Genomic DNA, 13,608 nt, shown 5'->3' with positions numbered 1-13,608 from the left:
CAGGGAAGCTGATCCTATCGTGATCTGGGATCCACATGGTGTGATCGCGCCACCGACCGAAACGCACCGATTCGGTGTGGCGGCCAGGTGTCTTCTCGCGGTGCGAGATCATCCAGACCCGACGTGACCCGCGGGCGTATGACTGCTGCGGGCCACGCCCGATCCGGGCGCAGAGCTGGCCATATCCGCGGTTCGCAACGGCACGGGCCTGGCACCGGTAACACGGAATTAACAGGACCTGCATAATGTCGAGTCATGGATCGGCAGAAGGAATTCGTCCTCCGCACGCTGGAAGAGCGCGACATCCGCTTTGTCCGGCTTTGGTTCACAGATGTGCTCGGTTTCCTCAAGTCGGTCGCCATCGCTCCCGCTGAACTCGAGGGCGCCTTCGAGGAAGGCATCGGCTTCGACGGATCGTCGATCGAGGGCTTCGCGAGGGTTTCGGAATCCGACACGGTGGCGCACCCCGATCCGTCCACCTTCCAGGTGCTGCCCTGGATCACCAGCGCCGGTCACCACCACTCAGCGCGAATTTTCTGCGACATCACGATGCCGGACGGCTCACCGTCGTGGGCGGATCCGCGGCACGTGCTGCGCCGGCAGCTGACGAAGGCCAACGAACTTGGTTTCTCGTGCTACGTGCATCCCGAAGTCGAGTTCTTCCTGTTGGAGGCCGGCCCCCACGATGGGTCAGAGCCCATCCCGATCGACAACGCCGGCTATTTCGACCAGGCGGTGCACGGATCCGCCTCCCAATTTCGCTGGAACGCGGTCGAGGCCCTGGAGTTCATGGGTATCTCGGTGGAGTTCAGCCACCACGAAGGCGCACCGGGCCAGCAGGAGATCGACCTGCGCTTCGCCGACGCCTTGTCGATGGCCGACAACGTGATGACCTTCCGCTATGTCATAAAAGAAGTCGCACTTCAGGAAGGCGTGCGGGCGAGCTTCATGCCCAAGCCGTTCGGGCAGCATCCGGGATCGGCGATGCACACTCATATGAGCCTGTTTGAGGGCGACGTCAACGCCTTCCACAACGCAGACGATCCGCTGCAGCTGTCGGACGTGGGCAAGTCGTTCATCGCCGGGATCCTTGAGCATGCCTCGGAGATCAGTGCGGTCACCAATCAGTGGGTCAATTCCTACAAGCGGCTCGTGCACGGCGGCGAGGCGCCGACGGCGGCGTCGTGGGGCGCTGCCAACCGCTCGGCGCTGGTCCGGGTGCCGATGTACACCCCGCACAAGACGTCGTCACGACGCGTCGAGGTACGCAGCCCAGACTCGGCGTGCAACCCGTACTTGACGTTCGCGGTGCTGCTTGCCGCCGGACTGCGCGGGGTGGAGAAGGGCTACGTGCTGGGCCCGCAGGCCGAGGACAACGTTTGGGATCTCACCCCTGAGGAACGCCGCACGATGGGGTACCGGGAGCTGCCGTCAAGTCTGGACAGTGCGCTTAGCGCCATGGAGGCCTCCGAGCTCGTGGCGGAGGCTTTGGGCGAGCATGTTTTTGACTTCTTCTTGCGCAACAAGCGCAGAGAGTGGGCTAACTACCGCAGTCACGTCACCCCGTACGAGCTGCGCGCCTACCTGTCGCTGTAGTTCGCGCCCGAGCGGCTCATCGTCGTCGGGGGTGGCCGAGAGTCTTTCTGCGCTAACGTCGTTGTCGTGACCAAACCCGCAACGCAGCGACCGAGGTTGCCCAGCGTTGGCCGGCTCGGATTGATGGACCCTCCGGCAGGCGAGCGCCTGGCTCAGCTGGGTTGGACGGAGCACGACGACCAGGCACACATCGATCTGTTGTGGTCGCTGTCGCGCGCACCGGACGCCGACGCGGCACTACGTGCGTTGGTTCGGCTGTCGGAGAATCCTGAAACTGGATGGGACGAGCTCAATGCGGCCCTGCTGCGCGAGCGCAGCCTGCGGGGCCGGCTGTTCGCCGTGCTGGGCTCGTCGGTGGCGTTGGGGGATCACCTGGTTGCCCATCCGCAGTCGTGGAAACTGCTGCGCGGAACGGTCTCATTGCCCTCACCGGACCAGCGGCGGAAGTCATTCACCGAGTGCATCGAGGCATCACCGGCAGATTCCGGCTCGATCGTGCACCGACTGCGCGTCGTGTATCGCGACCAGATGCTGGTGCTGGCCGCCCTGGATCTGGCCGCGACGGTCGAGGACGAACCGGTGTTGCCGTTCGCCGTGGTGGCCGCGCAGCTGGCGGACTTGGCGGATGCTGCCATGGCTGGGGCGCTTCGGGTGGCCGAGGCGACTGTGTGCGGCGACCGCGCGCCGCCGCGCCTGGCGGTCATCGCGATGGGTAAGTGCGGTGCCCGTGAGCTGAACTATGTCAGCGACGTCGACGTCATCTTCGTCGCCGAGAGCGCCGACACCCTTACTACCCGTGTTGCCAGCGAGATGATGCGGGTGGCCTCGTCGGCGTTCTTCGAGGTGGATGCCGGGCTGCGACCCGAGGGCCGCAGCGGTGAGCTGGTCCGCACGGTCGAATCGCATGTCGCCTACTACGAGCGTTGGGCCAAGACGTGGGAGTTTCAGGCGCTGCTGAAGGCCCGCGCCGCCGTGGGAGACGCTGAATTGGCCGAGCGCTACCTGAACGCGTTGATGCCAATGGTGTGGATCGCGTGCGAGCGCGACGACTTCGTCGTGGAGGTTCAGGCGATGCGCCGGCGCGTCGAGCAACTCGTACCCGCAGACGTCCGTGGCCGCGAACTCAAGTTGGGCAGCGGCGGATTGCGAGACGTGGAGTTCGCGGTGCAGCTGTTGCAGTTGGTCCACGGACGCAGCGACAAGTCGCTGCAGGTGGCGTCCACGGTGGACGCGTTGGCGGCCCTAGGACAAGGGGGCTACGTCGGGCGCGAGGATGCGGCAAACATGACCGCCTCCTATGAGTTTCTCCGGCTGCTGGAGCACCGACTGCAATTGCAGCGACTCAAGCGCACCCATCTGCTGCCCGCACCCGGCGATGACGAGGCCGTGCGCTGGTTGGCGCGTGCCGCCCACATCCGGCCCGACGGGCGTCGGGACGCCGCCGGGGTGCTGCATGATGAGCTCAAGAAGCAGAACATCCGGGTGTCGCGCCTGCACGCCAAGCTCTTCTATCAGCCGCTGCTGGAATCGATCGGCCCGACCGGGTTGGAGATTGCCCACGGAATGACTGCCGAGGCCGCCGAACGCAGGCTGGCTGCACTGGGCTACGAAGGGCCGCAAACCGCGTTGAAGCACATGTCGGCATTGGTCAACCAGAGTGGCCGGCGCGGAACGGTGCAGGCGGTGCTGCTACCCAGGCTTTTGGACTGGATGTCGGACGCCCCCGATCCGGATGGCGGCTTGTTGGCCTACCGGCGACTGAGCGAGGCGCTGGCGCCGCAAAGCTGGTACCTGGCGACATTGCGGGATAAGCCGCCGGTGGCCAAGCGTCTGGTGCACGTGCTCGGCACCTCCGCGTACGTGCCGTCGCTGCTGATGCGCGCTCCAGACGTCATTCAGAATTACGGGGACGGGGCGTCGGGCCCCAAGCTGCTCGAGACCGAGCCGGCGGCGGTGGCGCGGGCCTTGATTGCGTCGGCGGCCCGCCACTTGGACCCGGCGCGGGCGATCGCCGGAGCTCGCACGTTGCGCCGCGGAGAGCTGGCTCGGATCGGCTCGGCTGACCTGCTGGGCATGGTGGAGACCACCGAAGTGTGCCACGCCCTCACGTCGGTGTGGGTGGCCGTGCTGCAGGCCGCGCTGGAGGCGATGATCCGGGCGCACCTTCCCGACGACGGACGTGCGCCGGCGGCCATCGCGGTCATCGGTATGGGCCGGCTGGGCGGTGCTGAGTTGGGTTACGGTTCCGACGCGGACGTGATGTTTGTCTGTGAGCCGGCCAGTGGTGTCGATGATTCGCTGGCGGTGAAATGGTCGACCTCGGTCGCCGAGCAGGTGCGGCGGCAACTGGGGACGCCCAGCGTCGACCCGCCGCTGGAAGTCGACGCGAATCTGCGCCCCGAAGGTCGCAGCGGTCCGCTGGTGCGCACCCTGGGGTCCTATGCCGCGTACTACGAGCAGTGGGCGCAGCCGTGGGAAATCCAGGCCCTGTTGCGGGCGCACGCGGTGGCCGGAGATGCGGAGCTAGGCCAGCGGTTCCTGTTGATGGCCGACAAGACGCGCTACCCGCCGGATGGGGTGTCCGCCGACGCGGTGCGCGAGATTCGTCGCATCAAGGCTCGTATCGAGTCCGAGCGCTTGCCGCGCGGCGCCGACCCCAACACCAACACCAAACTCGGCCGCGGGGGACTGGCCGACATCGAGTGGGCCGTGCAATTGCTGCAGCTGCGACACGCCCACGAGATCAAAGCCCTGCATAACACCTCGACGTTGCGATCTCTGGATGCGATTGCGGCTGCCGGCCTGGTCCCCGCGGCGGAGGTGGATCTGCTCCGGCAAGCGTGGCTGACCGCTACTCGGGCCCGCAACGCCCTGGTATTGGTGCGCGGCAAGTCCACCGACCAGCTGCCAGGGCCAGGACGTCAACTCAACGCGGTCGCGGTCGCCGCGGGCTGGCGAAACGACGACGGCGGCGAGTTCTTGGACAACTACTTGCGAGTGACACGACGCGCAAAAGCGATCGTACGCAAGGTATTCGGCAGCTAGCTCTGGAGGACGGTGCCGGTGGAGGCCACTTTCGAGGTGATCAGCGAAGCGGAGCTTGCTCGGGTGAATGCGACGTACGCCCCGCTGACCGAAGCCGTTCGGGACCTCATCGATGCCACCATCCGGACTCAGGCTGACGACGCGCTCATCGAGCAGGCGCGGACCGCGATCGAGGCGGTGACCCGATCGTTGCGCAGCCAGCGGATCCGGCCTTCTGGCGTGAGCTATGTGGTCGACGGCCGCCCGTTGCCGTTGGCTAACGCCGCGATCGGTCCGTGCAATCCGATAGCCCCGCCGCTGGTCGTCAACCACGAGGGCGGCGGGAAGTGCTGGAGCGAGTTCGTGTTGGGCTCCGCCTACGAGGGCCCGCCCGGCCTGGTGCATGGCGGCGTCTGCGCCCTGGTGCTGGACCACATGCTCGGCGAGGCGGCCAGTCAGGGGCTGACCAAGCCGCTGTTCACCGGAACCATTTCATGCAAGTACCTGCGCGGCACTCCACTGGGACCGCTTCGCGCCGAAGCCTTCGTGGACCATACCGAGGGCGTCAAAGCCTTTGCCCGTGGCTTCATTTCGGGTGCTAGCGGCATCACGGTGGAGGCCGACGGGGTCTTCGTCAAACCAGCCTGGGCGCGCGACGCCGAATGAAGTTCTACATCAGCAGCGCCTTTCTGAATACCGCCGAGGTCATCGAGATCGCCAAAGCTGCAGACGACCTGGGCTATGACGGCATCGGCATCCCCGACCACGTGGTCAACCTGGAGACACTGGACACCCCGTACCCGTACACCAAGAATGGGCAACGGCGGTGGCCGCCGTTCACCGACTGGCCCGATCCCTGGGTTCTCGTCGGCGCACTCGCCCAGGTCACCACCCGGCTGAAGTTCGTGACCACGGTCTACATTCCGGCGATGCGCGATCCCTACTCGGCGGCCAAGGCCATTGGTACCGCCGCTCTTTTGGCCTCGGGGCGGGTGGAGCTGGGCATCGGAGTCGGTTGGTGCCGTGAGGAATTCGACTTGATGGGTGAGCAATTCGCGGCCCGCGGCAAGCGCACCGACGAGATGCTCGACTTGATGCGCGCGCTGTGGGAACCGGGCTGGACCGAATTCGACGGCGACTTCTACCGGACACCTCGCCTGGAGATGCAACCGACTCCACCGCCGATACCGATCTTTGTCGGCGGGCTCAGCGAGACCGCATTGCGCCGTGCTGCCCGCAACGACGGCTGGATCGGGGACTTGATCAAGACCGATCGGGCGATAGCCGTGGCGGGCCGGCTCAGATCGCTGCGGATCGAGAACGGCATGTCGCTGGATGACTTCACCATCCTGGCGCCACTCACCGACGCCTTCACCATCGCCGACTATCGGCGCGCCGAGGACGCCGGCGTCACCGGCATCCTCACCATGCCGTGGATGTTCTACGCCGGCCCGGGTGCCACCTTGGCCGGCAAGATCGACGGCATGCGGCGCTTCCGCAAGGATCTCGCACTCGACGGCTAGACGCAGTCGCGACGATGTCCGCGACACTTAACCAGCGGCGGCGACACGCCGACGCGGCACGCCCTGGCGTAAGTTTCGGCGCCTAGGACCAGTTTGGCGCCTAGGACTAACAGGCCTTCGACGTCTTTATACGTCGAAGTAGAGCGCGAACTCGTACGGATGCGGCCGGATGTTGACCGGCTCGATCTCGTTGTCCCGCTTGTAGCTGATCCAGGTCTCGATCAGGTCGGGGGTGAACACGCCTCCCTCGGTGAGGTATTCGTGGTCGGCCTCGAGACGGTCGATCACCGCGGCCAGCTGGGTCGGGGCCTGCGGGATGTTCGCGGCCTCCTCCGGAGGCAACTCGTAGAGGTCCTTGTCGACCGGTGCCTGCGGCTCGATCTTGTTCTTGATGCCGTCCAGGCCCGCCATCAGCATGGCGGAGAACGCCAAGTACGGGTTGCCCGACGCGTCGGGGCACCGGAATTCCAGGCGCTTGGCCTTCGGGTTGCTACCGGTGATCGGAATGCGCACGCATGCCGACCGGTTGCGCTGGCTGTAGACCAGGTTGATCGGGGCTTCGTAGCCGGGAACCAGCCGCTTGTAGGAGTTCACCGTCGGGTTGGTGAACGCCAGCAGCGACGGTGCGTGGTGGAGCAGGCCGCCGATGTAGTGGCGGGCCGTATCCGACAGACCGGCATACCCCGTCTCGTCGTACATCAACGGGCTGCCGTCTTTCCACAACGACTGGTGGGTGTGCATACCGGAGCCGTTGTCGCCGAAGAGCGGCTTGGGCATGAACGTGACGGTCTTGCCGGCCTGCCATGCGGTGTTCTTGACGATGTACTTGTACAACTGCATGTCGTCGGCCGCGTGCAGCAGCGTGTTGAACTTGTAGTTGATCTCGGCCTGCCCGCCGGAGCCCACCTCGTGGTGGCCCTTCTCCAGGCTGAAGCCGTTGTTGATCAGGTTGGTGAGCATGCTGTCGCGCAGGTCGACGTACTGGTCGTTGGGGGCGACCGGGAAGTAGCCGCCCTTGTGGCGGGTCTTGTAGCCGCGGTTGGGGCTGCCGTCAGCCTCGGTCGCCGCGCCGGTGTTCCACCATCCCTCGGCGGAATCCACCTCGTAGAACGCGCCGTTGGCGGTCGAGTCGAAGCTCACCGAGTCGAAGATGTAGAACTCGGCCTCCGCGCCGAAGTAGGCGGTGTCGGCGATGCCGGTGCTGATCAGGTAGTTCTCGGCCTTGCGGGCGATGTTGCGCGGGTCGCGGGAGTACGGCTCGAGGGTGAACGGGTCGTGCACGAAGAAGTTGAGGTTCAGCGTCTTGGCCGCCCGGAACGGATCGATTCGTGCGGTCGCCGGGTCCGGCAGCAGCAGCATGTCCGATTCGTGGATCGACTGGAAGCCGCGAATCGACGAGCCGTCAAAGGCCAGACCGTCTTCGAAGACGCTGTTGTCGAAGAACGAAACCGGAATCGTGAAGTGCTGCATGATGCCGGGCAAGTCACAGAACCGGACGTCGACAAACTCGACGCCTTCGTCCTTGGCGAGCTTGAAGACATCGTCGGGCGACATATCCGTCACAGAGTGCTCCTTTACTTGGTCATTCGCGGCCGACGCTATGGAGCCGATATTGCCCGGCAGTCAACCCCGTGTTGCGCAGACGTTACTGACCACGGCGCCGGCAACGGGATCCGGGTCACCCGGCCCTATTGTGGATCCATGGCCGGCAAGATCGTAACTGGTGTGCCCTTGCGGCGATACGGGCCGTCCCCGAGAAAGCACTGCGGTGAGCGCAACCCGGCCCGCCGGCCGGGCCGATGACGGCGGAATCACCCGCGGGATATCCCGGTGAGACGTTGGGCTTGCCGCAAACCGGGCCGGGCTCGATCGCTCCGATGATCCGTCGGCTGGCCGCGCTGGTCATCGACTGGCTCATCGCCTACGGGCTCGCATTGCTGGGCCTGGAATTCGGCGTCGTGTCACAGGCGACGCTGTCGACAGCGGTCCTGGTCATCTGGCTGGTCCTCGGCGTGGTGTCGGTGCGCTTGTTCGGATTCACACCGGGCCAGCTGGTGCTCGGCCTACGCGTGGTGACGCTCGACGATCGCGTGGGTGTGGGAATTGGCCGCCTGGCGGCGCGGGGCGTGCTCATTGGACTCGTGGTACCGGCGCTGTTCACCGACCTGGACGGGCGCGGGCTGCAGGATCGGCTGACCGGCACCGCGGTGGTGCGACGCTAACAGCCTGCCTACTTGCGGCGCACCGTGCGCTGGACGCCCCGCATCTTTGCGGTGGTGGGCATCGGACCCTTCGGCATGACTCCTGCGCCGGCGCGCGAACTCAGCGCGGCCAGCCGCGACTCCAGGGCGTCCATCTGTTTGACGGTGATGTTGGCCGGCAGCCGAGTGAGGTGGCGCTCCAGCTTGGCCAGCGGGATCTCGCCGTCTCCGTTGCCGACGACGATGTCATAGATCGGTACGTCGCCGACCAGCCGCGCGGTGCGTTTCTTCTCCTGAGCCAGCAGCGGTTTGACTCGGGCCGCCGACCCCTCGGCGACGAAGATGACCCCGGGTCGGCCGATCACCCGATGGACAGCGTCGAAGTGGCCGGTGGCGGCCACACCCGCGGTTACTCGCCACTTGCCTCGCAAGTTGTCCAGCGCCCACGCGGCCGCCCCGGTTTGGCCCTCGGCCTTGCGATAGACGGCGCGCTGGGCTCGGCGCCCGAAGATGATGAAGGCCACGAGCCCACCCAGGACCACACCGAGGGGGATCAGAGTGATCATCGTGAAACCGCCGCCCCACACCCCGACGCCCACGGACACACCCACGATCAGCAGAAAAGCCCCGATCATGTAGGGCAGCAGCCGCTTGTCTTCCTTACGTTGCAGGTTGAAGGCCTGCCATAGCTGGCTGCGGCGCTGCCGGGCGGCCGCCTTGCGGGCGGCTTTTGCCTCTGCCCGGGCGGCCTTGTTTTGTGCGGCTTTTCGGGGTTTCGCCATAGTCACTAAGGATACGTAATGCCCGGTTAACGCGGTGCCGAGGTAGCGCGGGCCTGTTCGTAGAGGCGACGCGCTCGATACGACGACCGCACCAGGGGTCCGGCCAGTACACCGGCGAAGCCCAGTCCCGTCGCGTAATCGGCGTAGTCGACGAACTCCTCGGGCCTGACCCAACGCTCGACCGGGTGGTGGCGCGGCGACGGCCGCAGGTACTGGGTGACGGTCACGATGTCGCAGCCGGCCGAATGCAGGTCGGCCAGCGCGGTGCGCACCTCGGCGGGGGTTTCACCGAGCCCGAGGATGAGGTTGCTCTTAGTGACCAGTCCCGCAGCGCGCGCCTCGGTGAGCACACCCAGGCTGCGCTCGTAGGTGAAGGCCGGCCGGATCCGCTTGAAGACGCGGGGCACCGTTTCGACGTTGTGTGCCAAGACTTCCGGGCGGGACTCGAAGACCTCCGCAAGCCGGGCCTGCTCTCCGTTGAAGTCGGGGATCAGCAGTTCGACGCCGGTCGCCGGGTTGAGCTCCTTGATCGCGCGCACGGTCGCGGCATAGAGCCAGGCGCCGCCGTCCGGCAGGTCGTCGCGCGCGACCCCGGTGACGGTGGCATAGCGCAGTCCCATCGTGTGCACGCTCTCGGCGACCCGTCGTGGTTCGTCGCGGTCCAGCTCGGCGGGCTTGCCAGTATCGATCTGGCAGAAGTCGCACCGCCGGGTGCACTGGTCGCCGCCGATCAGAAAGGTGGCCTCCCGATCCTCCCAACACTCGAAGATATTCGGGCAGCCAGCCTCCTCACACACTGTATGTAGGCCCTCGCGCCGCACCAGGCTCTTCAGCGCGGTGTACTCCGGTCCCATCTTGGCGCGCGTCTTGATCCACGGCGGCTTGCGCTCGATCGGGGTTGCCGCGTTGCGAACTTCCAGCCGCAGCAACTTACGGCCCGACGGAGCTGCAGGGCCGGCGACATCAGGCTCTGGGGTGACGGTCACATCGCCGATGTTACGCGGGCAGCCGCGGGGCCACTGAGCGGCAGCACGCCATCGAGGGCGTCGCAGACGGCGTCGGCGACGGCCCCCCGGACCTCGTCGACGGCCACCGGGCGCCCGAGTTCGGCCGACAACGACGTCACACCCGCGTCGGCGATCCCACACGGCACGATCGGGGTAAACGCGCTCAGATCGCAGTCGCAGTTGAGTGCAAACCCGTGCAGCGTCGTGGCTCGCGATACTCGGACGCCGATAGCGGCGACCTTACGCGCGGGCGCCTCGGCGCTGCCCGGCAGCCATACCCCAGAACGGCCCTGGACCCGGCCGACGCCGAGACCGAAATCGCGACATACTTTGATCAATGACTCCTCAAGTCGCCGAACGTAGTTGATCACATCGAGGGGTTGCGCAAGCCCGATGATCGGATAGCCGACCAACTGTCCGGGACCGTGCCACGTGATCCGGCCGCCGCGGTCGGTGTCGACCACAGGAGTGCCATCGACAGGTCGTTCGTGCGGTTCGGTGCGCCTTCCGGCCGTGTAGACCGCGGGGTGTTCCAGCAGCAGCAGCGTGTCGGTGCCGCCGGCGACTCGAGCATCCGCCAGGTCTCGCTGCAGCTCCCAGGCGGCCTGGTACTCGATGCTTCCCAGCTGACGGACGTCGATCGCGGCCGAGCTGGAGCGGATGGACCCGGTCACAGGTGCGACGCTACCCGAACACAGCGGACGCGGTCGGGCGGTCGCGGACCGCCGCCGCCGCCGATCGAGTCTAGTAGTGGTCCGGACGGGTGGTGACGTAGCCGAGCGCTTCGCCGATGGTGTTGTGGCGGAACTGGAATCCCGCCTTCTCCAGCACGGAGGGGATGGCGCGCTGACCGATGAGTAGCCCCTCGTCAGCGAACTCGCCGAGCCCGGCGCGCACCGCGAAACCGGGAAGCGCCAGGGGGGTCGGGCGGTTGACCGCGCGCCCGAATGCCGAGGTGAACTCGGCGTTGGTGACGGGTGCGGGACCGGTCATATTCACCGGGCCGCTCAGTTCCGGGTTCGAGATCGCGAACAGCAGCGCGCGTACCTCGTCCTCGAGGCTGATCCAGGACATGTACTGGCGGCCGCTGCCCAGCCGCGCACCCAAGCCCAGCGAGAACAGCGGCCGCATGCGGCGCAACGCGCCGCCCGCCGGGGCCAGCACGAGACCGGTCCGGGCCAGCACCACGCGGGTTCCGCCGTATTGAGCCGGCAGCGTGGCGGCCTCCCAATCGACGCACAGCTGAGCCAGGAAACCTGCTCCCGCCGGATCGTTTTCATCCACCACTCGGTCTTTGGTGTTTCCGTAGTACCCCACCGCGCTCGCATTGACCAAGGTGGCTACGCCGGCGTCGACGACCGCGGCCGAAAGCACTTCGGTAGGGGTGATCCGGCTGTCTCGCAGGCTCTGTTTGAACGCTCCCGACCACCGCCGCCGACCGATGTTGACGCCGCACAGGTTGACCACGGCGTCGAGATCGGTGAGCGCGTCGGGATCGAGTTCGCCGCTTTCGGGATTCCAGTGCAGTTCTTCGGAATTCGTCGGTGTCCGGCGCACAATATGCTTCACCGTGTGGTCGGCGGCGCGCAGCGCCGCGGTGAGGGCCGAGCCGATCAGGCCAGACGAACCCGCTATCGCGATAACGGCTTTGGCCACGCTCTCACAGCCCCAAGTCGGCCTCGAACGCTCCCTCCTCGAGGCGGTGCTTGATTGTGGTGAGGAACCGTCCGGCGTCGGCACCGTCGATGAGTCGGTGGTCGTAGGTCAACGGCAGATAGCAGACCGAGCGGATACCGATCGACTCGTTGCCGCTGTCGTCGAGGACCACCCGCGGGCGCTTGACAATGGCTCCGGTGCCCAACATGGCCGCCTGCGGCGGAACCAGGATCGGCGTGTCGAACAAGGCGCCTTGGCTGCCGATATTGGTGATGGTGAACGTGCCGCCGGACAACTCGTCGGGTTTCAGGTTGCCCGAGCGGGCGCGGTTGGCGATGTCGGCAATCGCGCGGGCCAGCCCAGCCAGCGACAAGTCGCCGGCGTTGTGAACGACCGGGGACAGGAGGCCCTGCTCGGTATCCACGGCGAACCCGAGGTGCTCGGCGTCGTAATACGTGATCTCTTTGGTGCCCTCGTTGTAGCTGGCGTTGATATTGGGATGGATCTTGAGTGCGTCGATCGCAGCACGAGCAAAGAACGGCAGGAATGTCAGGTTCACCCCCTCGCGCTTGGCAAATTCGGCCTTCGCCTTCGCCCGCAACGCCACGATCCTGGTCATGTCGACCTCGTGGGTTTGGGTGAGTTGAGCCGTAGCCTGCAGAGATTCGCGTGTCTTGTTGGCGGTGATCTGGCGGATCCGACTGGCCTTCTGGGTGGTCCCGCGCACATGCGCCAGCGCCGGCGCTGGAGTCGGGGGAGCCTTGGAGGCCGCCGCTGGCGGGGCCGCGGCCGAAGTCGGCGCCTTGGCAGCGTCGTGTTTCTGCCGGTCCCGCCGTTCGGCGGCGGCCAGCACGTCCTGTTTGCGAATCCGACCGCCCACGCCGGTACCGGTTACCTCGGCGAGGTCAATGTTGTTTTCGGAGGCCAGCTTTCGTACCAGCGGTGTCGCGTACGGTGCACTCTTGACAGCACCATCGGCCTTGGCGGCCGGTGCTGCCGGTGCGGGTTGCGCGGCGGGGGCGGTGGCCGGCTTGGCCGGGGATACTGGCTCGGGAGCCGGCTTGGCCTCGGAGACTGGTTGCGGCTCCGGTTTCGGTTCGGGGGTGGGGGCGGGTGTGGCGCCGGCCGCGCCCGCGGCGCCGATCCGCGCCAGCTCGCCGCCAACTTGAACAGTGGTGTCTTCCTCGGCGGTGATACTGACCAGAACGCCCGCTACGGGCGACGGGATCTCGGTGTCCACTTTGTCGGTGGACACCTCTACCAGGGGCTCGTCCACGTTCACCGAATCCCCGACCTTCTTCAACCATCGGGTCACCGTGCCCTCGGTGACCGACTCGCCGAGCTCGGGCATCAGCACCGGCTTCTCGGCGCCGCCGGCGGGCGCCGCGGGCGGTGCAGGCGCTGCTGCGGCCGGCGGTGCTTCCGGCGCCGGCTCGGGTTCCCTCTCAGCTGCCGGCGCAGGTTCCTTCTGGGGCGCGGGAGCCGAGTCTGCAGCGCTTGCATCCCCGTCCCCAGCGTCGCCGATGACCGCTAGGTCACCGCCGACTTCGACCGTGTCGTCCTCCTGAGCGATGATCTTGGTCAGCACACCGGCTACCGGTGACGGGATTTCGGTGTCGACCTTGTCTGTTGACACCTCGACCAAAGGCTCGTCGAGTTCAACGGTGTCGCCTTCTTGCTTGAGCCAGCGGGTGACCGTCCCCTCGGTGACGCTCTCACCGAGTGCCGGCATCTGGACGGAGAAGGCCATCTCTGTTGACTCCTCGATCGGTCGTTGGTCGGCACACGTCGACCTCTGGCTTATCACACGGTCGTGGAC

At 66.5% G+C, this 13,608-nt stretch carries 11 protein-coding genes; 5 read left to right on the top strand and 6 right to left on the bottom strand.

All coding sequences use genetic code 11. From position 1 onward, the window contains the following. Window positions 1–255 precede the first annotated feature (255 nt). The 4 genes from glnA (F6B93_RS13745) to F6B93_RS13730 all read left to right on the top strand — a co-directional run bounded on the left by glnA (F6B93_RS13745) (window position 256) and on the right by F6B93_RS13730 (window position 6,143). Entirely contained in the window at window positions 256–1,596 is a 1,341-nt protein-coding gene (gene glnA / locus F6B93_RS13745; protein WP_211695593.1) for a type I glutamate--ammonia ligase, read from the top strand. 123 nt (window positions 1,597–1,719) lie between these two features. Beyond that, complete coding sequence (locus F6B93_RS13740; protein ID WP_425518550.1) at window positions 1,720–4,641, top strand: bifunctional [glutamine synthetase] adenylyltransferase/[glutamine synthetase]-adenylyl-L-tyrosine phosphorylase; 2,922 nt, start codon at window positions 1,720–1,722, stop codon at window positions 4,639–4,641. Between the two features lie 18 nt (window positions 4,642–4,659). Continuing rightward, complete coding sequence (locus tag F6B93_RS13735; protein WP_211695592.1) at window positions 4,660–5,286, top strand: PaaI family thioesterase; 627 nt, start codon at window positions 4,660–4,662, stop codon at window positions 5,284–5,286. Beyond that, window positions 5,283–6,143: a TIGR03619 family F420-dependent LLM class oxidoreductase gene (locus F6B93_RS13730; RefSeq protein ID WP_211695591.1), complete on the top strand. Its 861-nt coding sequence runs from the start codon at window positions 5,283–5,285 to the stop codon at window positions 6,141–6,143. The genes F6B93_RS13735 and F6B93_RS13730 overlap by 4 nt, the downstream gene beginning before the upstream one ends. Before the next feature lie 126 nt (window positions 6,144–6,269). On the opposite strand, the gene glnA (F6B93_RS13725) is transcribed toward F6B93_RS13730, so the two are convergent. Continuing rightward, window positions 6,270–7,706, bottom strand: a complete 1,437-nt coding sequence (gene glnA / locus F6B93_RS13725; RefSeq protein WP_211695590.1) for a type I glutamate--ammonia ligase — start codon at window positions 7,704–7,706, stop codon at window positions 6,270–6,272. A gap of 236 nt (window positions 7,707–7,942) precedes the next feature. On the opposite strand from glnA (F6B93_RS13725), the gene F6B93_RS13720 reads away from it, so the two are divergent. After that, window positions 7,943–8,365, top strand: coding sequence for an RDD family protein (locus F6B93_RS13720; RefSeq protein WP_211695589.1), 423 nt, complete (start codon window positions 7,943–7,945; stop codon window positions 8,363–8,365). Window positions 8,366–8,373: 8 nt separating this feature from the next. On the opposite strand, the gene F6B93_RS13715 is transcribed toward F6B93_RS13720, so the two are convergent. From F6B93_RS13715 to sucB, 5 genes are all read right to left on the bottom strand, one after another. Next, window positions 8,374–9,126 carry a DUF4191 domain-containing protein gene (locus F6B93_RS13715; RefSeq protein WP_211695588.1) on the bottom strand — a complete coding sequence of 251 codons (753 nt, stop codon included), beginning with the start codon at window positions 9,124–9,126 and terminating at the stop codon, window positions 8,374–8,376. Between the two features lie 26 nt (window positions 9,127–9,152). After that, window positions 9,153–10,112: a lipoyl synthase gene (lipA, locus tag F6B93_RS13710; RefSeq protein ID WP_211695587.1), complete on the bottom strand. Its 960-nt coding sequence runs from the start codon at window positions 10,110–10,112 to the stop codon at window positions 9,153–9,155. Further along, window positions 10,109–10,807 carry a lipoyl(octanoyl) transferase LipB gene (lipB, locus tag F6B93_RS13705; RefSeq protein ID WP_211695586.1) on the bottom strand — a complete coding sequence of 233 codons (699 nt, stop codon included), beginning with the start codon at window positions 10,805–10,807 and terminating at the stop codon, window positions 10,109–10,111. The genes lipA and lipB overlap by 4 nt, the downstream gene beginning before the upstream one ends. Window positions 10,808–10,877: 70 nt before the next feature. Beyond that, the gene (locus F6B93_RS13700; RefSeq protein ID WP_211699481.1) at window positions 10,878–11,789 is read right to left on the bottom strand and encodes a TIGR01777 family oxidoreductase; all 912 of its coding nucleotides are present in this window, start codon (window positions 11,787–11,789) and stop codon (window positions 10,878–10,880) included. Between the two features lie 4 nt (window positions 11,790–11,793). Beyond that, complete coding sequence (gene sucB, locus F6B93_RS13695) at window positions 11,794–13,539, bottom strand: 2-oxoglutarate dehydrogenase, E2 component, dihydrolipoamide succinyltransferase (protein ID WP_211695585.1); 1,746 nt, start codon at window positions 13,537–13,539, stop codon at window positions 11,794–11,796. Window positions 13,540–13,608: the final 69 nt, after the last annotated feature.

Origin of the sequence: Mycobacterium spongiae, assembly GCF_018278905.1 — a bacterium.
Classification (GTDB): domain Bacteria; phylum Actinomycetota; class Actinomycetes; order Mycobacteriales; family Mycobacteriaceae; genus Mycobacterium; species Mycobacterium spongiae.
The sequence above is the reverse complement of the archived record's forward strand: the minus strand, read 5'-3'. Positions and strand labels throughout refer to the sequence as shown.

Bases quoted from the DNA above. Each gene is read 5' to 3' on its own strand.
- glnA (WP_211695593.1), top strand. From the start codon at position 256: ATGGATCGGCAGAAGGAATTCGTCCTCCGCACGCTGGAAGAGCGCGAC.
- F6B93_RS13740 (WP_425518550.1), top strand. From the start codon at position 1,720: ATGGACCCTCCGGCAGGCGAGCGCCTGGCTCAGCTGGGTTGGACGGAG.
- sucB (WP_211695585.1), bottom strand. From the start codon at position 13,539: ATGGCCTTCTCCGTCCAGATGCCGGCACTCGGTGAGAGCGTCACCGAG.
- F6B93_RS13730 (WP_211695591.1), top strand. From the start codon at position 5,283: ATGAAGTTCTACATCAGCAGCGCCTTTCTGAATACCGCCGAGGTCATC.
- F6B93_RS13715 (WP_211695588.1), bottom strand. From the start codon at position 9,126: ATGGCGAAACCCCGAAAAGCCGCACAAAACAAGGCCGCCCGGGCAGAG.
- F6B93_RS13720 (WP_211695589.1), top strand. From the start codon at position 7,943: ATGACGGCGGAATCACCCGCGGGATATCCCGGTGAGACGTTGGGCTTG.